At 53.4% G+C, this 20661-nt stretch carries 18 protein-coding genes and 1 tRNA gene; 6 read left to right on the forward strand and 13 right to left on the reverse strand.

The window, feature by feature from the left end; all coding sequences use genetic code 11:
• Positions 1 to 35 precede the first annotated feature (35 nt).
• From N7922_RS03310 to N7922_RS03335, 6 genes are all read right to left on the reverse strand, one after another.
• Positions 36 to 1205 carry a DNA repair protein gene (locus N7922_RS03310; protein WP_263099225.1) on the reverse strand — a complete coding sequence of 390 codons (1170 nt, stop codon included), beginning with the start codon at positions 1203 to 1205 and terminating at the stop codon, positions 36 to 38.
• A gap of 268 nt (positions 1206 to 1473) precedes the next feature.
• On the reverse strand, positions 1474 to 2616 hold the full coding sequence (locus tag N7922_RS03315) for a response regulator (protein WP_263099226.1): 1143 nt from the start codon (positions 2614 to 2616) through the stop codon (positions 1474 to 1476).
• On the reverse strand, positions 2609 to 3706 hold the full coding sequence (locus N7922_RS03320; protein WP_263099227.1) for an HDOD domain-containing protein: 1098 nt from the start codon (positions 3704 to 3706) through the stop codon (positions 2609 to 2611). The genes N7922_RS03315 and N7922_RS03320 overlap by 8 nt, the downstream gene beginning before the upstream one ends.
• Complete coding sequence (locus N7922_RS03325) at positions 3697 to 4806, reverse strand: sensor histidine kinase (RefSeq protein WP_263099228.1); 1110 nt, start codon at positions 4804 to 4806, stop codon at positions 3697 to 3699. The genes N7922_RS03320 and N7922_RS03325 overlap by 10 nt, the downstream gene beginning before the upstream one ends.
• A 5-nt stretch (positions 4807 to 4811) precedes the next feature.
• The gene (locus N7922_RS03330; protein ID WP_317633848.1) at positions 4812 to 5924 is read right to left on the reverse strand and encodes an FIST N-terminal domain-containing protein; all 1113 of its coding nucleotides are present in this window, start codon (positions 5922 to 5924) and stop codon (positions 4812 to 4814) included.
• Positions 5925 to 6171: 247 nt separating this feature from the next.
• A complete protein-coding gene (locus tag N7922_RS03335; RefSeq protein WP_263099230.1) occupies positions 6172 to 6573 on the reverse strand; it encodes a putative T6SS immunity periplasmic lipoprotein in 402 nt (133 codons plus the stop codon).
• Positions 6574 to 7120: 547 nt separating this feature from the next.
• Between N7922_RS03335 and N7922_RS03340 the strand changes: the two genes are divergently transcribed.
• Positions 7121 to 8698 (forward strand): sensor domain-containing diguanylate cyclase, encoded by a 1578-nt coding sequence (locus tag N7922_RS03340; RefSeq protein ID WP_263099231.1) that lies wholly within the window; start codon positions 7121 to 7123, stop codon positions 8696 to 8698.
• 207 nt (positions 8699 to 8905) lie between these two features.
• Here N7922_RS03340 and N7922_RS03345 read toward each other — a convergent pair.
• Positions 8906 to 8981, reverse strand: a tRNA-Ile gene (locus tag N7922_RS03345).
• A 125-nt stretch (positions 8982 to 9106) separates the two neighbouring features.
• Between N7922_RS03345 and mug the strand changes: the two genes are divergently transcribed.
• Positions 9107 to 9613 carry a G/U mismatch-specific DNA glycosylase gene (mug, locus tag N7922_RS03350; protein ID WP_263099232.1) on the forward strand — a complete coding sequence of 169 codons (507 nt, stop codon included), beginning with the start codon at positions 9107 to 9109 and terminating at the stop codon, positions 9611 to 9613.
• 65 nt (positions 9614 to 9678) lie between these two features.
• Here mug and rpoD read toward each other — a convergent pair whose 3' ends face one another.
• From rpoD to rpsU, 3 genes are all read right to left on the reverse strand, one after another.
• Positions 9679 to 11526, reverse strand: coding sequence for an RNA polymerase sigma factor RpoD (rpoD, locus tag N7922_RS03355; RefSeq protein ID WP_263099233.1), 1848 nt, complete (start codon positions 11524 to 11526; stop codon positions 9679 to 9681).
• Positions 11527 to 11683: 157 nt separating this feature from the next.
• Complete coding sequence (gene dnaG, locus N7922_RS03360) at positions 11684 to 13429, reverse strand: DNA primase (protein ID WP_263099234.1); 1746 nt, start codon at positions 13427 to 13429, stop codon at positions 11684 to 11686.
• A 166-nt stretch (positions 13430 to 13595) separates the two neighbouring features.
• On the reverse strand, positions 13596 to 13811 hold the full coding sequence (gene rpsU, locus N7922_RS03365) for a 30S ribosomal protein S21 (protein WP_001144069.1): 216 nt from the start codon (positions 13809 to 13811) through the stop codon (positions 13596 to 13598).
• Positions 13812 to 14048: 237 nt separating this feature from the next.
• On the opposite strand from rpsU, the gene tsaD reads away from it, so the two are divergent.
• A complete protein-coding gene (gene tsaD, locus N7922_RS03370; protein ID WP_263099235.1) occupies positions 14049 to 15062 on the forward strand; it encodes a tRNA (adenosine(37)-N6)-threonylcarbamoyltransferase complex transferase subunit TsaD in 1014 nt (337 codons plus the stop codon).
• Positions 15063 to 15104: 42 nt separating this feature from the next.
• Here the strand turns inward: tsaD and plsY are convergent, their stop codons facing one another.
• The gene (gene plsY / locus N7922_RS03375) at positions 15105 to 15716 is read right to left on the reverse strand and encodes a glycerol-3-phosphate 1-O-acyltransferase PlsY (protein WP_263099236.1); all 612 of its coding nucleotides are present in this window, start codon (positions 15714 to 15716) and stop codon (positions 15105 to 15107) included.
• A gap of 163 nt (positions 15717 to 15879) precedes the next feature.
• On the opposite strand from plsY, the gene folB reads away from it, so the two are divergent.
• Both folB and bacA read left to right on the forward strand, forming a co-directional pair.
• Complete coding sequence (folB, locus tag N7922_RS03380) at positions 15880 to 16263, forward strand: bifunctional dihydroneopterin aldolase/7,8-dihydroneopterin epimerase (RefSeq protein ID WP_263099237.1); 384 nt, start codon at positions 15880 to 15882, stop codon at positions 16261 to 16263.
• A 93-nt stretch (positions 16264 to 16356) separates the two neighbouring features.
• A complete protein-coding gene (bacA, locus tag N7922_RS03385; protein ID WP_263099238.1) occupies positions 16357 to 17175 on the forward strand; it encodes an undecaprenyl-diphosphate phosphatase in 819 nt (272 codons plus the stop codon).
• An 11-nt stretch (positions 17176 to 17186) separates the two neighbouring features.
• Here the strand turns inward: bacA and N7922_RS03390 are convergent, their stop codons facing one another.
• Together N7922_RS03390 and N7922_RS03395 are read right to left on the reverse strand one after the other, a co-directional pair.
• Positions 17187 to 18428: a multifunctional CCA addition/repair protein gene (locus N7922_RS03390; RefSeq protein ID WP_263099239.1), complete on the reverse strand. Its 1242-nt coding sequence runs from the start codon at positions 18426 to 18428 to the stop codon at positions 17187 to 17189.
• Between the two features lie 66 nt (positions 18429 to 18494).
• The gene (locus tag N7922_RS03395; protein ID WP_263099240.1) at positions 18495 to 19109 is read right to left on the reverse strand and encodes a TIGR04211 family SH3 domain-containing protein; all 615 of its coding nucleotides are present in this window, start codon (positions 19107 to 19109) and stop codon (positions 18495 to 18497) included.
• 239 nt (positions 19110 to 19348) lie between these two features.
• On the opposite strand from N7922_RS03395, the gene N7922_RS03400 reads away from it, so the two are divergent.
• Positions 19349 to 20650, forward strand: coding sequence for an inorganic triphosphatase (locus N7922_RS03400; RefSeq protein WP_263099241.1), 1302 nt, complete (start codon positions 19349 to 19351; stop codon positions 20648 to 20650).
• Positions 20651 to 20661: the final 11 nt, after the last annotated feature.

A 20661-nucleotide genomic window follows, 5' to 3' on the forward strand; every position in this document is an offset into this window, starting at 1 on the left:
CGAGCAGGCCCGGTTAATGACCGGGCTTACTGCCTTCAGGCGACTTCGTCGTACTCCGCTTCGCTGACTTGCTGCTCCAGCGTCTGACGCAGTTCCGCCAGTGCTTTTTCCTGCTGGCGGAAGTAGGTTTCCTGATCGCCGAGCGTTGAGACCAGCTGCCAGGTTTCCTCTTTTTCCAACGCCGCGAGTTCTTCAATCAGCGTTGCGATATGTTGTTTCACCTCGACGACGCGCTGACGTAAACGTTGCAGATCGTTTAAACGATCGCTGGCCATCAGTGGGTCAAAGCCTTGTTGCAAGCGGGTCAGTAAAGAGCGAATGGCGCTCAGATCGCCACGCTCACGCGCCTGGTTCAACTGCACCATCATGCCGTGGGCCTCGTTTTTCAGCTCATTGTCCACCAGATCCGGGTGGCAGAGTTTACTTGCCTGGCGCCACAGCCGTTTCAGTTCAGTGCGCTCGTCTTCCGACATTTTTTGCTCAAAACTGAAGCGCTTCTCGGCGTCGTGCTGCTGTTCCTGATGGTTTTCGTACTCCTGGCGTGCCTCGTCACGGGCATGGCGAGTCGGTTCGTCTTCACGCGTGAGGCCGCTTTCCAGCTCCAGCGCTTCGGCAAGCAAAGAGGCGATCAGATCGTTTTGCTGCTGTAAATGTTTACGCGCTTCAGCGGCTTGTATGGAGTGGGGCGGCATGCTTTCCCAGCGCTGGGTCAGCATGACCAGAACATTGACCGCCTGCGACAGGTATTTCTGGCAACGCTGATAATCCGCTTCACGACGGCGCGCTTCGGCTTCCTGACGGCGGACGGCGGCTTCGGCGAGGAGTTTGCGCAAGTTCAGGATCTGCGACATCAGTGGCCCAAGGCGAGTCATGTACAGGTCGTTGAAATCATCCAGCAACTGGATGCGGGCGTTACGTTTATCAATCAGCTCCCGCAATTGTTCTTCCAGCGCTTTCAGCTCCAGTTTGCTGGCGGACACCTGTGGGTCTGACCAGGCGATCACCGAGCGCTGATTTTGCAGCCACTCTGTGATAGCGCGCATTGCATCACTGTAGTTTTTCGCTTCAAGCGCCTGGACAATGAAGGCTAATTCCGGGTCCGTGACTTCAGCTTTGAGTGAAGGAAGCTGACTATGGATGATCCCGTCATCCTCCAGTTCAATGGCGTATTTGATGATTTCAAGCCGTTTTATAGGTTTGTTCATGGCGTTTCGTCAAAGCGCGTAATGAGTCTGTTAATGGGAGTTGTTCATCAGATCTGGACCACGACGATGAAACTCGCAATAGCCCGGCACCATATTACATGCGACCCCTTTCAATGCGTAGTCTTTCTGTGAAAATTGCGTTTACGGTGTCTATTCCATGCGAAATGCGTAAAAAGTTGCGTTATGGCGGGGCAGATGATTACCGAGCAGCGGAACGTTTTCCGCTGCCAGTAAGACCACGCCCTTATCTGCTGAACGCGGCATAACATTAACCAGGCGTTGGGCTGTCCGGCAACCCGCGTACCCGAATCGGCTCTTTAATGGCCTCTGCGCTGAGCAGTCGCTGAAGGGCAGAGATGGCGGTGTCGGTGAGTTCGTGCCCTTTCGTCAGCACCATCAAACCGTTCGTGGTGCGGATATCTTCATCCACCACCCAGCCGGGCATCAGTTCGCGAATGCGTGCAGAGCGTACGCCGGTGACATTGGTACGGAAATCCGAGAGGGATTTAATGATGTAGTCCGGCAATGCCGGGCTTACGGCACGCAGGATCTCCCACGGGCGCTCCAGGCTCCATCCGCGTGCGGCATGGCGTTCCAGCTCAAGGGCTGCGCGCAGCAAATGCGAACCGCGCAACACTTCGAGGGGCACATTGGGCGCGGGTTCTTTCGCCTGATGACGAATGATTTCGGCCACCAGTTCAAGACGGGGGATATTTGCAACCAGGCGGGCTGCGACCTCCGGATGCCCCACCAACAGTTTTCTCTCTTCTTCCGAGAGTTTGCGCTGGGCTGCATCTGCCTGCACGATGTCGGCGGGAATGCCGACGCAACCGATTTGGCTTAATGAGGCGGCGATGGTGTATATCCACTCATCGTGCCACTCCAGTTTTGGCAATGCGTGACGGACGCAGGATTGGGCGAAGGCTGCGCGCTGGAACGCCCAGGGTGCCACCATGGCGAGCACTTCCGTTAGCGTTTTCACCGAGGCGGTAAGGGTAGTGGCCAGCAACTCTTTTTCTGCGCAGACGAGACGATACTGGCGGACAGCATCATTGAGTGCCGCAATCAGCTCCTCTTTCGGGCAGGGCTTACAAAGGTAGCGGAAAATGGCCCCTTTGTTGATGGCCGCAATGGACGAGGTGACATCGGCTTGCCCGGTGAGCAGGAGCCGCACGCTATCGGGAGAGAGTTCCCGCGCTTTGGCCAGAAACGTTGCGCCGTCCATGTTGGGCATGCGCATGTCCGACATGATCACTGCAAAACGTTCTCCCCAGCGAATCGCATCCAGGCCCGCTTCCCCACTCGGCGCGACGACCACGTCAAATTCGCCAAACAGATTTCGTTCCATCGCTGCGAGTACATTGGGTTCATCGTCGACGCACAGCACCCGGGGTAAGGCGGTATCAGTCATGAGGCGTGTCCTGTAGGGTGGTAAGCATTTGCTGCCATAAAGGTAGCTGGTTCAGCATGCCTGTCTGTTCGAGATAATCCCGATCCGGCAGGGTGTTATTGGCAAGCGCGACCGCAACGTGCACGATACCGATCGCGTCAAAGACGCCGTTCGCGGAACGGGAGGGTTGAGCGTGGCCCGCCACGATCTCCACAATGTCCATGGGTAAGCCCCATAGCGCCAGCAGGTAAGCGCCCACAGCGGATCGCATGGGAATGTTATCGCGCGTGAGCGTTGTTTCGCCGCCGTCCTCTCGCATTTCCGGGATCAGCAACGCAATGTTGGCCAGCAGCGCTGCGGTGGGTTCCAGCCCCTGATGCCCGGCGATCCGCTCGGCAAGTTTGGAGGCGAGAAGGGCGCTGTGTTGCAGTTGTTCAACGTAGGGATCGACTTTCGCATCGGCAAAAAACTGGGAGGCCAGCACCAGCAGTTTTACCTGTTCCAGCCCCAGATGGGTAATGGCGCTGCCAATATCATGAATTTTTGCTCCCCGGCTGAACCACGCGGAATTGGCAAGCTGCATGATTTTGGCGCTTAGTGCAGGGTCGCTGCCCAGACGTTCCGCGATCTGTCGGGTATCGCTGGCGGGGCTGGCAATCAGTTGGCAGACTTCGGTGAACACTTTTGGCGAGGCGGGTAGCTGATTAATCCGTCCAACCATCCCAAGGACAGCGGGATCTTTAAACATATCGCGTAACGTCAGGGCGCTGCCGATCATCGTAAGCAACGCTGCGCTGTCGCAGGGTTTTGCCACAAACCGGTGAGCGACTTCCAGCATACGCCGGGTGGCGTCGGGTTCTGAGTAGCCGGAGAGGATCATGCGTATTGTGCCAGGCCAGCGATCGCGCACCTGAGCCAGTAACTCTGCGCCGTCCATAAAAGGCATGCGCATATCGGACACCACCACGTCCGCCGGGGTCTCTTCCAGCATTGCCAGCGCTTCAGGGCCGCTGGTGGCGAAGCGACACTCCCAGTCGGCATCGTGCATCATGATCGCCCGCTCAATACCCGACAGCACCTTGCTTTCGTCATCCACGAACATCACTTGCATGCCGGATCATCCTCCTTGTTGCTGCGTAGCGGAAACAGCAGGATAAACGTTGAGCCGACGCCCTCTTGCGACTCGCAGCGGATCTGTCCATCGTGTTTGTCCACCACCGTTGAGTACACAATCGCCAGCCCTTGTCCTGTCCCTTTTCCCACGGCTTTAGTGGTAAAAAAGGGATCGAAAATACGGTCACGGATCGCCGCCGGGACACCGCTGCCATCATCGTTGACGCGGATTTCCAGATAGTCACCGTTTTGTTGCGCAGAAATAGTGATGCGGCCTTTCTCTTTAACGCCTTCCTTCAGCGTGTCCGCAATAGCGTGCGCGGCGTTGACCACCAGGTTGAGAATAGCCTGGCCAACCATATCGCGCAGGCAGGGAAGCTGTGGTAAATCGTCGCTGAAATGGGTTTCAAGATCGGCAACGTATTTCCATTCGTTGCGGGCCACGGTCACCGTGGTATTGATGACTTCGCGTATATCCACCCGTTCCTTCACATTTTGCGACGGGTGTGAGAACTCTTTCATGGCGGCGACGATCCTGGCGATATGGCCGAGGCCTTCGAGTGATTCGTCCAGCGCGCCTGGGATCTGGCGTCGCAAAAAGTCTAACTTCGTGCGCTTGAGCGTCGCGTCAAATTCCGCCATAGCGGGCTCATCGGCCAGTTTCCCGCGCGCGACCTCGGCCAGCGCAAGAGCCGCATCAAGCAGCGTTAACAGCGTCGCATTCGCACTTTTAACAAAGCCGACATTGTCGGAGACATACTGGGTCGGCGTGTTGATTTCATGGGCGATACCGGCGGCAAGCTGGCCGATGGACTCCATTTTTTGCGCCTGAAGCAACTGCGTTTGGGTAATGCGTAACTCAGCCAGCGCCTTTTCCAGTTCGTGTCGCTCGCTTTCCAGCTCCATTGTCTTACGGGCGACCACTTTTTCCAGCCCCACATTCTGCTCCAGAATGGCGAACGGCGTGGCGTGGCTGTGTCGGGCTTCTTGTGCGATGCGGCGTTTCAGGACGTCGATGGTCTTATCCCGGGCGATGAGCTTGCGCTCATAATCCGCGAGGGAAAGGCCGGTCTGGGAGGCTTCGGGAAAGGCGGACATAATGGTTAACCTCCAATGGCAACACCCGTAAATGTCTGGTTTACGTGCAGCCCGTTATATTGCTCGCCGTAGGTTGAGAACCCTACCACCTTGTTTTGCACCATAATTTCGCCGATCTGTTGCTCAAGACCCTCTTTTTCGAACTGGAGACGGCGCAGGATGCAATCACAGCCGATGATGACCGCGGGTTCCGGGATGGTTTCACGCACTTTGTCAAAGGCCTGGCTAAAGGTCTGGATCGGATCCTCGGCGATGCCGATCGATACGATCAGTCCTTCTTCAATGGCGCAATAGCAGGTAAGCGAGAGATCGTCGTTCATTTTCTGAATCGAGCGAACGTAAGGCTCGTCGCCAAAAGAGAGCACCAGCGGGTTGCGGGAGAAGACTGTTGGCGTTAATTCATCGACAGTAAGACCAAGAGATTCGGCATAAATCTGCGCAGCAGGCTCGCCATTAATTTCAAAGATGAGCCGTTTCTCGGCGTCAGCCTCGGTGATAATCAGTTCCACGTCGCTGGGTTCGAAATGCTGGATCTTAAAGGTGGCGACCGGAGAGCTGGTTTCGATAACGGCAAAAACGGCGGCATCGGAAACGAAGTGTCCATTACCATCGTAGACGTAGCTTTTTTCGAAACGTAAATCGTCGCCTGCGGACCCCCCGACGATAGGAACATTGCCTATCTGCTGATACAGGTTCGCGACAAGGCGCTCTTCGGCCATCGAAAGACCATCGACCAGCAGCAGGCCGAAACGGTGCAGGTTGGGTCTCTCCTGGCTGTCGCGATGAATGGTTTCGGCGATGTCGGTGATGACGGCAGTGTATTCAACCAGTGGGTGGATCATAAAAGTGCGGGCGCGAAAACCACCGCCCAATCCAAGCCCCAGCAGCCCGGAGTGCTGGAAACCTTCTGTGCCAATGTGACCTGAGGAAGTACAACCGATGCAGGGGCAGGAGAAGGTGCTTTTTAATGCCCGGCCTAGTGCTTCCAGATCATAATCCGGAGAGCAGAAGAAAATAATGGTTTCGATTTCGTCATGACCGATCTGTTCAGCAAACTCGGCCACTGCCTGAACCGGATCCGGAGACTCGCTACTTGCATATCTGGGTTGGAAATTCACGGCATCATCTCCCCATTCTAAACAACTACCTTCGCGTCTGTGCTCGCCTAGTCCAGTACATCGTCAACTGTCCCGATGATGGAAGATTAGGAGCTGGACCCGTAAATAGCAAATCCGCAGGGCTATAATTTGACTGGATTTTTTACTTATATTTTTCTTCTATCACGCGTGGAGTTTATTGCCCGCATGGCAAGGTTGGGCAACGATATAGGGAGGGGAACCGGCGGAGATTTATGATGCGCCGAAATCACTTTGGCGCAAGATCATTGAGTTTAAAATGTCTTGACCAAAGCCGCCTGGGTGCAACGTTGTCTGCTGGCTGTGCAGTAATGACGGTAACACTGTATTCTTCGTCTCTCTTGAAACGGTAGTTGACAGGAATACACTCACCCGCCTGTAGGGTATATAACGGCGCGTCAAAGTTGTCTTGTTTCCAGACTTCCTGCATCTGACCTTTTGCATCTCTTGCTGACAACGACAGAATAAGTAGTTTTGCCTGGCCACTTTTAACGGTGGCGTCATTACTAACAGAAATACGGGGTTCGTTGCCGTTAAGAGTGACATCAGCAAGCCGGTAGGCGTTATGCTCCATCGTACAACCGGTAAGTAACGGCGGGATGATAAAAAGAATTTTCCATTTCATTTCCATAAGCTCCTTTTATCTCGTGGGGATGCAAGAAAATACTGCAACGTGTTTTGATACTTAGATAATAAATCCGGGCCATGTATCCCATTGAAGCTGTTTAAATCCTTACATCCTTTATACTACCGGGGGATTTTTATGAACTGAAAAACGTGTGTACTTACGCTGCGCACATATACAGTTAAGGGGGCGAGGGGCAGAGAATTTGAATTTATGATGCCAAATCCCGCAGCGTCAACTTCCTCTGGATATTCCGAGCTTGAGCTGTTTCGAAGCTATCAATACCTTTTGGTATCAATATCCATCAACAGAGCTGAAAACCTTATTAGGCGTGATAGATGGCGGTGCAGAGGCTGCGGTTATGCTCATAACATGAGAACCCTCATGCTAAGTCTGATGCTGAACAGTCTCTATAACCATAAAAAATGTGAGAAAAGAGCAAATCGTTATGCAGGTATGAATTTATACTTGAAAAGTGAGCTTTCCCATATTGCCACACTAATCGTTATCCTGAATTACCTCAGGAGGCGATAAACTGAGGGATGGACAGTCTATGAGCTTCAGGAAAATTAAAATTCGGACACTTCTGCTGCGCCTCTCTGTCGGAGGGATCATCATTTCGTCCATCGTGCTCTTAAGTGCCCTTATGCTTTTCCAGAAGGGAAATATTGAGAACAGTCTTCTTGATGGGAACATCGCATATGCAAGCAAGCTGGCTGACACAACAGACCTGTATCTTGATATAGCGCAAAAAGAGCTTGAATGGAGCGCGTCGCTAATCCATAACCTGAACGATCTTGAAAACCTGCGGCATGAGGTTGACCGTCTGCGTTTGCAATCCGGCTTTTTTAATTCAGTCATAGTAGTGAATCCGCAGGCTGTGGTTAAAGCAACCTCACCGGAAAGCCTGAAATTAGTTGGCATTAAACTTAACTCTCGCGGCAGTGTTCAGGCTCTTGAAGCAAAAAAAACATTTATATCAGAGCCGTATATTGGTGCTTCCGGTAATTATGTCGTGTTTATCTCCTCTCCTGTTTTCTCCGATAATAAAGATTATATAGGATATGTCGGTGGGACGATTTATTTAAAAAAACAAAGTATCCTTAGCCGTATACTGAGTAATCATTTCTATAGTGATGATACTGATGTAAGTATTGTTAGTGCTGATGGTAATATTGTGTTCAATAAGAACCCAGATTTGGTTGGTACTAATATAAGCCTTCCGGTAGATATCAGAAATAAACTAAGGGAAACCCAGAAAGGTAGCTTTAGAATTGATAAAAACAATAAAGAATATCTTGTTGGTTTTGCAAATATAAAAAAAGCTGGATGGAGTGTTCTAATTTCTGGTTCATCTGAGACTGTTTCCAACATACTTCGTAGTATGGTAATAGATTCTGCATGGTTCATTTTATTAATAATAATTATTGCGGGGATAAGCGTTGCGCTGGTATCCGCAAGGATATCACAGCCTCTGGAGATGCTTTCTGTGTTAACCCGGCTTGAGGATAACCTTGCCGCGTTGAAAAAGATTCAGGAAATAAATGCATGGTATCAAGAGGCTGACAGGTTGAAAAAGTCAATACATAATAATATGTCACAGACTACAAATCATGTTGCCATGCTCAGTAATGAGGCAAAGACTGATCCCTTAACCGGACTTTACAATCGCCGGGGATTTGATGCAGCTATAAAAGATCACCTGGAAGATAATAAGCACTGTGTGATTTTGCTGGATATAGATCATTTTAAAAAAATAAACGATGTATATGGTCATGATGCAGGCGATACAGTTCTGTGCCACGCTGCTGACATAATTAAATCATCTTGCAGAGATTTTGATATTGTCGGGCGTATGGGTGGGGAGGAATTTATAGTTTTTCTGCCGAACTCGAGCCTTGATGAAGCTTGCAAAATTGCTGAGCGAATTCGGTTAGCTATTTATGAATTTGTTTTTCCCCTGGCAGGAAAAATCACAATTTCAGGCGGTGTTACCTCATTAAATGAATGTGAAAATGATTACGATAAGATGCTGAAACAGGCCGATATAGCCCTTTATGAGGCCAAAGGTGTCGGACGTAATGTGATGATTGCCAGTCACATGGGGAAACTCACCCGGGTGGAAACGTAGGGATAGATGCCAAACGCTTAGACAGTTGTGGTGGCGTAAAAAGCGGGTATGCCTTAACAGATACTTAATCGCGACTCACTACTATTACCGTCGGAATGGAAGCTACTCCTACAGAGTAGACTACGTTCTTTCCTCGTTTCTGTCGCCACTTTGCCGACACAGGAAAAGAAAAAAGGGCTACGCTTTCACGTAACCCCTTGTTTTATTTGGTGGCCCCTGCTGGACTTGAACCAGCGACCAAGCGATTATGAGTCGCCTGCTCTAACCACTGAGCTAAGGGGCCGTGGCGGGGAATTATAAAGTAACTTACCCACGCAATCCAGCGGGAATCGCCTGGCTGATGTTTTTATAAACAACCTATTTTCAATCCCTTATACTGGCTTTTACTGCATTCATCAGGAGGTGGGTATGATCCACGATATTCTTGAGCCGGGGTTGCGGGTGGTGTTTTGCGGTATCAACCCTGGCAAGTCTTCCGCCCATACCGGTTTTCACTTTGCTCATCCGGGGAATCGCTTCTGGAAAGTGATCCACCAGGCGGGCTTTACCGATACCTTACTGCGCCCGGAAGATGAACGGCATTTGCTTGATACCCGCTGCGGTATCACCATGCTGGTTGAACGCCCGACCGTGCAGGCAAGCGAAGTGGATCTTCATGAGCTGCGTAGCGGCGGCAGAGAGTTGATCAAGAAGATCGAAGATCACCAACCCGCTGCGTTAGCGATCCTCGGTAAAAAAGCCTTTGAGCAGGCATTCAGCGTGCGAGGTGCGCCCTGGGGCAAACAGGCTATCACCATTGGTGTCACGCAGGTGTGGGTGCTGCCGAACCCCAGCGGGCTCAACCGCGCAACGCTGGATAAACTGGTGCAATCGTACCGGGAACTGGATGAAGCGCTGGTCACGCGCGGGCTTTAATACGGTGAGGGGAAACAAAAAAGGCTTCCATTGCTGGAAGCCTTTTAGCATTACGGCATAACGACTTAATCGTCGAGGAAGCTACGCAACACTTCAGAACGGCTCGGGTGGCGCAGTTTGCGCAGCGCTTTCGCTTCGATCTGACGGATACGTTCGCGGGTAACGTCGAACTGTTTACCCACTTCTTCCAGCGTGTGGTCGGTATTCATATCAATACCGAAGCGCATACGCAGGACTTTCGCTTCACGGGCGGTCAGGCCAGCCAGAACATCGTGCGTGGCAGCGCGCAGGCTCTCGGTGGTGGCAGAGTCCAGTGGCAGCTCGAGGGTGGTATCCTCGATGAAATCACCCAGATGCGAATCTTCATCATCACCAATTGGTGTTTCCATGGAGATAGGCTCTTTAGCGATTTTCAGCACTTTACGGATTTTGTCTTCCGGCATCAGCATGCGCTCAGCCAGCTCTTCCGGCGTCGGTTCACGCCCCATTTCCTGCAGCATCTGGCGGGAGATACGGTTGAGCTTGTTGATGGTCTCAATCATATGCACCGGAATACGAATGGTGCGCGCCTGATCCGCGATGGAACGGGTGATCGCCTGACGGATCCACCAGGTTGCATAGGTGGAGAACTTATAGCCGCGGCGGTATTCAAACTTGTCTACCGCTTTCATCAGACCGATGTTGCCTTCCTGAATCAGATCGAGGAACTGCAGACCGCGGTTGGTGTATTTCTTGGCGATAGAAATAACCAGACGCAGGTTCGCTTCCACCATCTCTTTCTTCGCACGGCGGGCTTTCGCTTCGCCGATGGACATGCGACGGTTGATGTCTTTAACCTGCTCGATGGTCAGGCCGGTTTCTTCTTCGATCTGCTGCAGCTTCAGCAGTGCGCGTTGTACTTCTTCGGTCACTTCGTGCAGTTTTTCCGACCACGGTTTGTTCATGGCCAACGCAGCGTTGAACCAGGTTTCGCTGGTTTCATTGCCGGTGAACAACGTAATGAAGTTCTTTTTCGGCATTTTGCACTGCTCAACGCACAGCTTCATGATGATACGTTCCTGGGTACGCACGCGATCCATCATGGTGCGCATGCTGTTAACCAGGTAGTCGAACTGTTTCGGTACCAGACGGAACTGTTTGAACACTTCAGACAGCTTCAGGATCTCTTCCTGAGCGGCAGCGTGGCTGCGGCCTTTCGCTTTGATGGTGTCGCGGGTCAGTTCGTACTGGGTACGCAGTTCGCCGAATTTCTCGCGCGCCAGCTCAGGGTCGATGCTGTTGTCGTCATCGCTGTTATCGTCGCTGTCTTCTTCGTCTTCATCATCGTCATCGTCGTCCATCTCTTCGCTGGAGAGTTCAGAACCGACGTGGGTCGCCGTAGGCGCCATGTCTTCTTCCGCATTGGGATCGACGAAGCCGGTGATCAGGTCAGACAGACGCGCTTGTTCTGCTTCAACGCGGTCGTATTGTTCCAGCAGGTAAGTAATGGCTTCCGGATACTCGGCAACGGAGCACTGAACCTGATTAATCCCGTCTTCGATACGTTTGGCGATGTCGATTTCGCCTTCGCGGGTCAGCAGTTCAACGGTACCCATTTCGCGCATGTACATGCGCACCGGGTCGGTTGTCCGCCCGATTTCAGACTCAACGCTGGAAAGTACCTGCGCAGCAGCTTCTTCAGCATCTTCGTCGGTGTTGTTGGAGTTTTCAGCCAGCAACAGATCATCGGCATCCGGTGCTTCTTCCATCACCTGGATGCCCATATCGTTGATCATTTGGATGATGTCTTCGATCTGATCGGAGTCGACGATATCTTCCGGCAGATGGTCATTGACCTCGGCATAGGTCAGATAGCCTTGCTCCTTACCACGGGTGACAAGAAGCTTCAGCTGTGACTGCGGGTTTTGCTCCATAAGACGGTATCCACACTTAAATTCATGAGGGTTGGTGTCGGTCGGCGAAATAAACCGCCAACATTTAACGCGAGGGTGTATTTATATTTTTGCCGCTGGCCCTCATCGCGGCTGTCGGGATCTACCCGAACGATTATCGGCACTTAAGCCGTTGAATTCATTTTTTCGCCAGTTCCTGGTTTAACTGCCAGAGCTCCCGGCGTTCTTCGCTGCTTAAACCGTGTGTGCGATCGCGAGCTATCAACTCTTCTTGTCGCCGTTCAAGCATCGAATCAAGCATATGATTGAGTGCGTCGGTGAACGTTTTTTCCGCAATGTCCTTATCTGCTATATCGTCCCACATTGACAGTTTTTCAAGGGTTGCGGCCTCTTTTGTGCCGCGATAATGCTCCAACAACTGCCCGGTGGTCAGTCCTGGCTGTGACAAACAAGTGTTGACCAGTTCTGCAAATAAGCCAAGCCCAGGTAGTCTGGATTGATCCAGACCTGTTAGTGGCGGCACCGCTGGCGCCAGCTCCGGGTTCTGGATCAACAACCCTATCAGTATACGCATGGTTGTGCGTTTTAGCTGGGGAGCGGGGCGGACCACGCTGTTTTCCGCCTGTTTTGGCATTAATCGATCAAGCTGTGCATCATCGAAAATACCAATCTTATTGCCCAGCATCTGGCGCAACTGGATGCGCAATGTTTCGCCCGGCACCTGGTTGATTAACGGCAACGCCAGCGCGGCCAACTGCGTTGTACCGTCCGGCGTGGTTAAATCCGCCTGCGGCAACAGGCTGTTAAACAGAAACGTGGAGAGCGGCTGAGCCTGCTCCATCCGCGCTTCGAACGCCTCTTTACCTTCTTTGCGCACCAGCGTGTCCGGATCTTCACCGTCCGGCAAAAACATAAAACGTAGCTGGCGACCGTCGCTCATATACGGCAGCGCCGTTTCCAGCGCTCGCCATGCGGCATCGCGACCTGCGCGGTCGCCGTCGTAACAGCAGATGACGTTTTTCGTCACCCTGAACAGCAGCTGGATATGATCCGCCGTTGTCGACGTTCCCAGCGAGGCGACCGCGTAGTTGATGCCGTACTGCGCCAGCGCCACCACGTCCATATAGCCTTCGACGACTAACAGTCGCTGTGGTTCATCGTTATCCTGCTGCGCTTCATACAGGCCATACAACTGGCGACCTTTATGAAAAATATCGGTTTCCGGTGAGTTCAGGTACTTGGGCGTATCATTACCTAATACGCGCCCGCCAAACCCAATCACCCGGCCACGCTTATCGCGGATGGGGAACATGGCCCGCTCGCGAAAGCGATCGTAACTGCGTCCCTGATCGTTCGTTACCAGCATGCCTGCGTCGATCAGCGATTTGCGGTTTTCGCTGTTGCCGCCAAAACGCTTTAACACGTTGTCCCAGCCGGGTGGGGCGTAACCAATAGCGAACCGCGCAATAATGTCGCTGCTCAAACCACGCTTTTGTAGATACTGGCGCGCAGGTTCAGCGGCAGGTTGCGTCAGAGATTGCTGATAAAATGCGTTCAGGCCGTCCATCAGTTGATAGAGCGTTTGCCGTTGATGGCGCTCAATCAGACTTGGCCCGCTACCTGCTTCGAAAGGCACTTCAAGGTTGTGCATGGCCGCCAGTTCTTCGACGCTTTCGACGAACTCGAGCTTGTCGTAGTTCATTAAGAAGTCGAGAGCGTTACCGTGCGCGCCGCAACCAAAGCAGTGGTAAAACTGTTTTTCACCATTTACGGTGAAAGAGGGGGTTTTTTCGTTATGGAATGGACAGCACGCGTGGTAGTTCTTGCCCTGCTTTTTCAGCTTTACACGCGCGTCGATGAGATCGACGATGTCGGTGCGCGCCAGCAGGTCATTGATAAAAACACGTGGGATTCGTCCAGCCATAGGCCCCGTTTATTTATATTCGTTGTCTTTCAGGCCGCTGCGACGCAACCGGAAATCCGTAGAATATGTCAGCTTATAAACGAAAATAAGCCGCGCATTCCTTTCGGAAGCACGGCCTTACAACTACAACTCGGTCTGCAATTGAGGGCGATGCGCCCTCAACAGATTAGTACAGACGAGTACGGCGTGCGTTTTCGCGAGCCAGTTTCTTCGCGTGACGTTTCACAGCGGATGCTTTAGCGCGTTTACGTTCGGTAGTCGGTTTTTCATAGAATTCACGACGACGAACTTCCGCCAGAACACCTGCTTTCTCGCAGGAACGCTTGAAGCGACGCAGAGCTACGTCGAACGGCTCGTTTTCACGTACTTTAATTACCGGCATGTGCCTCTCACCTTTGATTAAATCGGTTTGCCGCTGGCGTTCACGCCAGCTTATTTCAAAATGGTGCGGAATTTTACTGCAACTACCGTTGCTTTGTAAAGCACCTCCGCCCTTTTTGAAAGGGACTTTCATAAGGGTGGGGAGTATACACGAACTCCTCACCTGGGGTGAGCAAAGTTTTACATCGACCCGCATTCGCCCTACACTGCGCGGTATTGCAACGAGGTAAAAAGAGCCATGCGCGTACTGGGCATTGAAACATCCTGCGATGAAACCGGCATCGCAATTTATGACGATCAACAAGGGCTTTTAGCCAACCAACTGTATAGTCAGGTAAAACTGCACGCCGACTACGGCGGTGTGGTGCCGGAACTGGCGTCCCGCGACCATGTGCGCAAAACCGTGCCGCTGATTCAGGCCGCGCTGAAAGAATCCGGATTAACCGCAAAAGATATCGATGCGGTGGCCTATACCGCCGGTCCGGGGCTGGTCGGTGCGCTGCTGGTCGGTGCGACCGTCGGTCGTTCACTGGCCTTCGCATGGAATGTTCCGGCTATCCCGGTGCACCATATGGAAGGGCATCTGTTAGCGCCGATGTTGGAAGAGAATCCCCCGGCATTCCCCTTTGTCGCTCTGCTGGTTTCCGGTGGCCACACACAATTGATTAGCGTCACGGGCATCGGTAATTATGAACTGCTGGGCGAGTCGATTGATGATGCAGCAGGCGAAGCCTTTGATAAAACAGCGAAACTACTTGGCCTGGATTATCCTGGTGGCCCGATGCTGTCAAAACTCGCGTCGCAGGGGACTGCCGGGCGTTTTGTTTTCCCGCGGCCGATGACCGACCGCCCCGGGCTGGATTTCAGTTTCTCTGGCCTGAAAACCTTTGCGGCGAACACCATTCGCAGCAATGGCGATGATGAGCAAACTCGTGCCGACATTGCACGCGCGTTTGAGGATGCAGTGGTCGATACGCTGATGATCAAATGCAAGCGCGCGCTGGATCAAACCGGCTTTACGCGGCTGGTGATGGCGGGCGGCGTGAGCGCCAACCGGACATTGCGCGCAAAACTGGCGGAGATGATGCAAAAGCGTCGTGGCGAGGTCTTTTATGCGCGTCCGGAGTTTTGCACCGACAACGGCGCGATGATTGCTTATGCGGGGATGGTGCGCCTGAAAGCGGGGAATGACGCCGGGCTTGGTGTGACTGTTCGCCCGCGCTGGCCGCTGGCGGAGCTGCCTGCGGCGTGATCGACGACAGCCCGGTTGCTGCTTGCGCGCCGGGCAACATTCCTACTCTTCCCGTTTTTTCTTTCTGAGCCGGGTCCAGATTTTGGTTTCCTGACGTCGCCACAGGCGTTGAATATTGTCGTGGTGGCGCAGCAGGATCAGGCACGACAGCATCGCCACCGGGAAAGTGAACTGCGGTTTGAACCACCAGACATAGAACGGGGCAATCAGCGCGCTGACAATCGCCCCCAGTGAGGAATAACCGCTTAGCAGCACTGTCAGCAGCCAGGTTCCCGCCATCACGCCCGTTAAATCCCAGCCAATCGGCGCAATGGCGCCAAATGCCGTGGCCACACCTTTGCCGCCCTGGAATTTAAAGAAAACGGGCCAGATGTGTCCAAGACAGGCTGCGATCGCGATGAGCCCCAGCCAGAATGGCGTGATGCCAAGCGCGTACGCGCCCCAGACCGGCAGCATGCCTTTCAATACGTCGAAAATCAGTACCGTTACGGCTGCTCCTTTGCCGCCAATTCTTAATACGTTGGTCGCTCCGGGGTTTCCGGAGCCACTCTCGCGTGGGTCCGGAAGACCCGCGATGCGGCAGACCAGAATGGCGCTGGAGATTGAGCCGCAAAGATACGCGAGGAGGATCATTCCAGGCGCGATTGCACTCATAACGCTGTTCCGTTGTGAAAATGTCGTTTTATTCTCTGCATCCGTGGATAATACGCATAAATTCCGGAAAGTGGTATCCAGGGAATGCGCAAAATCTGACGGACCGCCAGGAAAGCGGCGGCCTGAGGCAAGACGTGTGTAACCCAATAGCAGGCGAGGTGTAATGGACATCGTATTTATTGAGCAGCTTTCAGTGATCACCACTATTGGTGTTTACGATTGGGAACAGACCATCGAACAGCGACTGGTGTTCGATATCGAAATGGCGTGGGATAACCGCAAAGCCGCAAAAAGTGATGATGTGAAGGATTGCCTGAGCTATGCCGATATCGCCGATGTGATTGTCGGTCATGTGGAAGGCGGGCGCTTTGCCCTGGTGGAGCGTGTAGCGGAAGAGGTTGCAGACCTGCTGCTGGCGCGGTTTCAGTCGCCGTGGGTGCGCATCAAACTCAGCAAGCCAGGCGCTGTTGCGCGCGCCCTGAACGTGGGTGTAATCATCGAGCGTGGCTTAAATCTGAAAGAAAGTAATTACATTCATAATAATTAAACCAAGCGCTAGTATTCAGGTCATAGATAACGGCCTTTTGCGGCTTCTCCATGGAGAAAGCCGTTTTTTATAGCTTTCTTAGGGGTTTATTTGATGGGTGATATGCATTCGTTGCTGGTGGCAGCCATTCTGGGTGTCGTTGAAGGGCTTACCGAATTTCTGCCGGTCTCCAGTACCGGCCATATGATTATCGTGGGGCATTTGCTGGGATTTGAGGGCGATACGGCAAAAACCTTTGAGGTGGTGATTCAGTTAGGGTCAATTCTGGCGGTAGTGGTGATGTTCTGGCGGCGCCTGTTTGGTTTAATCGGCATTCATTTCGGCCATCAGCCCCATGAAGGCACCGGTACAGGTCGCCTGACGCTGGTGCATATTCTGCTCGGCATGGTTCCGGCCGTGGTGCTCGGGCTGGTCTTCCACGATACCATCAAGTCTCTGTTTAACCCGTTGACCGTGACCTATGCGTTGGTCGTCGGCGGCGTACTGCTGATTGCCGCCGAAGTTCTGAAACCCAGGGTTCCGCGCGCGGAAGGGGTTGATGATATTACCTATCGTCAGGCGTTTATGATTGGCTGCTTCCAGTGCCTGGCGCTGTGGCCAGGCTTCTCCCGTTCCGGTGCCACCATTTCTGGCGGGATGTTGATGGGGGTAAGCCGTTACGCGGCATCGGAGTTCTCGTTCCTGCTGGCAGTGCCGATGATGATGGGTGCCACGGTACTGGATCTCTATAAAAGTATGGGGTTCCTCACAACCGGTGATATCCCGATGTTCGCCGTTGGTTTTATTACGGCCTTCATTGTGGCGCTGATTGCGATCAAAACCTTCCTGCACGTGATTAAACGTATCTCGTTTATTCCCTTCGCGATTTACCGCTTTATCGTCGCCGCAGTTGTCTATCTGGTCTTTTTATAAGACCTGCGCCCTCACTCTTTCGGCTGAGGGCAACGCTGTTCTTTCCAGTGCGCAAGGGCTGCTATCCGTCTACGGGTCAGCTCTTCGCGCACTTCCGCGCCTTTAAAGCCCGCATCAATCACCTCTTTGGTTGGCACCGCACGCGCCACTTGCCAGGCTTCACGCAATAAACGCCCCTGCGGATAGTCGCTGGCTTCAAACCCTGTACGACCGCGCACATCTGCTTCACTGGTCAGCGCGATTTGCTCCACGCGGTGCGGCTTACGCCAGGCGTCGATAGAATCAAACAATTTAACGATGGTTTTGGGCAACAGGATCGGGAAGGTGTGGATCAGATCGTGAAACTCCGCCACCAGTTTTGCCAGGTCGCGGATGTCATTAGGTACGCGAAGGCGTTTACACAGCCCTTCTACCAGTTTCACGCCTGCCGGGCCATGGCCATGATGGCGCGGCCACAGCTCTTTTGGGGTTAACCCTTTGCCCAGATCGTGACACAGCGTGGCAAAGCGCACATCCACTTCCGGGCTGAGCATCGCCGCCATCGTCAGCGTCATCAGCGTATGCACGCCAGTATCGATTTCCGGATGCCATTTTGCGGGTGCGGGAACACCATACAGCGCGTCCACTTCCGGGAATAAAACGGCCAGTGCGCCACAGTCCCGTAGCACCTGGAAGTAGACCTGCGGGTTGCGGGTGCGCAATGCATTTTCCGTCTCTTGCCACACGCGTTCTGTGGTCAGATGCGCCAGTTCGCCCGCGTCCGTCATGGTGCGCATCAGCGCCATGGTCTCATCGGCAATGCGGAAACTGAGATGCGCATAGCGGGCGGCGAAGCGTGCAACGCGCAGAACGCGTAAAGGGTCTTCGCCAAAGGCGGGGGAAACATGGCGCAGGATCCGGTTGTGCAGATCACGCTGACCATTGAAAGGATCGATGATGTCGCCGTTTTCATCCTGCGCGAGGGCGTTAACGGTTAAATCGCGGCGCAGCAAATCTTGCTCAAGCGTAACATCCGGCGCCGCATGGACGATGAATCCTGTATAGCCGACGCCCGATTTGCGCTCGGTGCGCGCCAGGGCGTACTCTTCGTGGCTCTGCGGGTGCAGGAACACAGGAAAATCACGGCCTACCTGCTGGTAGCCCGCGTTGAGCATCTCTTCCGGCGTGGCGCCGACCACCACCCAGTCTCTGTCTTTGACTGGCAGGCCTAACAACGTATCGCGTACTGCACCACCGACCAGATAACTCTTCACCCGCCACTCCTCTCACCTATTTTGCCGACAGATAATACGTAAGTGTAGAGAAGATGGCTAATGTGCTTAGTTCATCCAGCGGTCTTTGCGTTTGCGGGTGGGGATCATATGCGGCAACACCAGACCCAGTAGCAGGCCTGCGCCCAGCACGCCGCCGCCATACATAAACCATTGCATGATGATGGTGCGCTGTTTGTCATCCAGTTGCAGATTGGCAGCATTCACCTTCTTCTGCGCCACAATTAACTCGTTTTTGAGCTTTTGGTTTTCATCTTTCAGGCCGCTAATGACGCCGTCGCTCTGCGAGACTTTTTGCTGCATCTCGGCAGTACGCTGGTTCCAGGTGTTATCGATATTGTTGAGTTTATCGGTCAGCGTCTTGACCTGATTTTCCAGTTCCGGCACGCGGGTGCGCAGGCTGGGTTGGGTATTCAGCTCTTTCAGCGGGATCCACGCGGTACGCCCGGTGCTATCGCGCACCTGACCATAGTCGCTATTGGATTGCAGCAGGGTCACTTCCTCGCCGGCATTCACCGTGCCCACAAGGCGATAATTATCTCCCGGACCGCTACGGACCCAGGTATTCAGTTCGTCGGAAACATAACGTTTTTCCTCAGCGTGGGTTCCCAGGGACACGCTAAGCGCAAATAAGGTCAATCCAATCAGGCGTAATTTTGGCATCAGGTAGTCGTTATTTCCATTGGACGTGAAGGGTAAACAGTGACCACAGTCTGACGATACCCTGCTATTGGCATCAATCGGAATCTTCCGGGTCAAACTGCGCGCTTATGCGAACTTTTGCTCCAGCCAGATTGCGCATTGCATGGCAATTTGGCGCAAAATACTATCTACTGACAAACATCAGGTGCGTTAGTTCGCCGAAATTTTCACTGATGTGACATAACCATAAGTGCAAGGCCATGGCTCAGGAAATCGAATTAAAGTTTATCGTGAATAGCGACAGCGTGGAAACGCTTCGCCAACATCTCCATACGCTGACCGACGAACATGTCGCGCCCAGCCAACTACTGAACATCTATTACGAAACGCCGGATAACTGGCTGCGTGGCCACGATATGGGGCTGCGTATTCGTGGTTTTGACGGCAAATATGAGATGACGATGAAAATCGCCGGTCGGGTGATCGGCGGTTTACATCAACGCCCGGAATACAACATTCCGCTGGAAAAAGCCGAGCTTGACCTGGCGCGTTTCCCGGCGGAAGTGTGGCCAGACGGAACGCTGCCTGCTGACTTACAGGCGCAGACTCACCCGCTGTTTAGCACCGATTTCTGGCGCGAAAAATGGCTGGTGAACGTAGGCGACAGCCGCATCGAGATTGGTCTTGATTTGGGCGAAGTCAAAGCCGGTGAATTTGCCGAGCCGATTTGCGAGCTGGAGCTGGAACTGCTGAGCGGTGATCCGGCGGATATCCTCACGCTGGCGCGCCAGCTCGTCACGCTCTCGGGGTTACGTCAGGGAAGTCTGAGCAAAGCGGCGCGCGGTTATCACCTGGCGCAGGGCAATGCGCCGCGTGAAACTCGCCCGACGCCGGTTCTGCAACCGGCAGCGAAAGCCAGCGTAGAGCAGGGTTTTGCCGCCGCGCTGGAGCTGGCGCTGTCGCAATGGCAATACCACGAAGAGTTATGGATCCGGGGGAATAACCGCGCAAAAGACGATGTACTGCGCGCCATTGCACTGCTGCGTCATACTCTGGTGCTGTTTGGCGGTATTGTGCCGCGTAAAGCGAGCGCTCACTTACGTGATTTGCTGACGCAAGCCGAAGCCACCATCGCCTCTGCGGTCTCCGCCGAAACAGCCGTCTGGACCACGCCATCAGCCATGGCAAAACTGGTGCTAACAGACTGGCTGGTGAGCAATGGCTGGCGCACCTTCCTTGATGAAAAAGCGCAGGCGAAGTTTGCCGATTCGTTTAAACGTTTTGCGGATGTCCACCTCTCGCGCAGCGCTGCCGAGCTGAAAAAAGCGTTTGCTCAGCCGCTTGGCGACAGCTATCGCGACCAGTTGCCGCGCCTGGCGCGGGATATCGACAGCGCGCTGCTGCTGGCCGGTTTTTACGATCGCGCACTGGCGATTGAATGGCTGGAAAACTGGCAAGGGCTGCATCACGCCATTGAAACCCGCCAAATCATCGAAATTGAACATTTCCGTAATACCGCCATTAACCAGCCGCCGTTCTGGTTACACAGCGGAAAACGCTAACTAAAGGATAT

The organism is Kosakonia sp. ML.JS2a, assembly GCF_025642095.1.
In the GTDB taxonomy this organism is placed as follows: domain Bacteria; phylum Pseudomonadota; class Gammaproteobacteria; order Enterobacterales; family Enterobacteriaceae.

What these genes read in the sequence shown, in the direction of transcription:
- N7922_RS03395 (WP_263099240.1), bottom strand. Translation starts at nt 19,109, where the DNA reads ATGCCAAAATTACGCCTGATTGGATTGACCTTATTTGCGCTTAGCGTG.
- N7922_RS03335 (WP_263099230.1), bottom strand. Translation starts at nt 6,573, where the DNA reads ATGGAAATGAAATGGAAAATTCTTTTTATCATCCCGCCGTTACTTACC.
- folB (WP_263099237.1), top strand. Translation starts at nt 15,880, where the DNA reads ATGGACATCGTATTTATTGAGCAGCTTTCAGTGATCACCACTATTGGT.
- N7922_RS03315 (WP_263099226.1), bottom strand. Translation starts at nt 2,616, where the DNA reads ATGACTGATACCGCCTTACCCCGGGTGCTGTGCGTCGACGATGAACCC.
- mug (WP_263099232.1), top strand. Translation starts at nt 9,107, where the DNA reads ATGATCCACGATATTCTTGAGCCGGGGTTGCGGGTGGTGTTTTGCGGT.
- N7922_RS03400 (WP_263099241.1), top strand. Translation starts at nt 19,349, where the DNA reads ATGGCTCAGGAAATCGAATTAAAGTTTATCGTGAATAGCGACAGCGTG.
- tsaD (WP_263099235.1), top strand. Translation starts at nt 14,049, where the DNA reads ATGCGCGTACTGGGCATTGAAACATCCTGCGATGAAACCGGCATCGCA.
- rpoD (WP_263099233.1), bottom strand. Translation starts at nt 11,526, where the DNA reads ATGGAGCAAAACCCGCAGTCACAGCTGAAGCTTCTTGTCACCCGTGGT.
- plsY (WP_263099236.1), bottom strand. Translation starts at nt 15,716, where the DNA reads ATGAGTGCAATCGCGCCTGGAATGATCCTCCTCGCGTATCTTTGCGGC.
- N7922_RS03320 (WP_263099227.1), bottom strand. Translation starts at nt 3,706, where the DNA reads ATGCAAGTGATGTTCGTGGATGACGAAAGCAAGGTGCTGTCGGGTATT.
- dnaG (WP_263099234.1), bottom strand. Translation starts at nt 13,429, where the DNA reads ATGGCTGGACGAATCCCACGTGTTTTTATCAATGACCTGCTGGCGCGC.
- N7922_RS03310 (WP_263099225.1), bottom strand. Translation starts at nt 1,205, where the DNA reads ATGAACAAACCTATAAAACGGCTTGAAATCATCAAATACGCCATTGAA.
- bacA (WP_263099238.1), top strand. Translation starts at nt 16,357, where the DNA reads ATGGGTGATATGCATTCGTTGCTGGTGGCAGCCATTCTGGGTGTCGTT.
- N7922_RS03340 (WP_263099231.1), top strand. Translation starts at nt 7,121, where the DNA reads ATGAGCTTCAGGAAAATTAAAATTCGGACACTTCTGCTGCGCCTCTCT.
- N7922_RS03325 (WP_263099228.1), bottom strand. Translation starts at nt 4,806, where the DNA reads ATGTCCGCCTTTCCCGAAGCCTCCCAGACCGGCCTTTCCCTCGCGGAT.
- rpsU (WP_001144069.1), bottom strand. Translation starts at nt 13,811, where the DNA reads ATGCCGGTAATTAAAGTACGTGAAAACGAGCCGTTCGACGTAGCTCTG.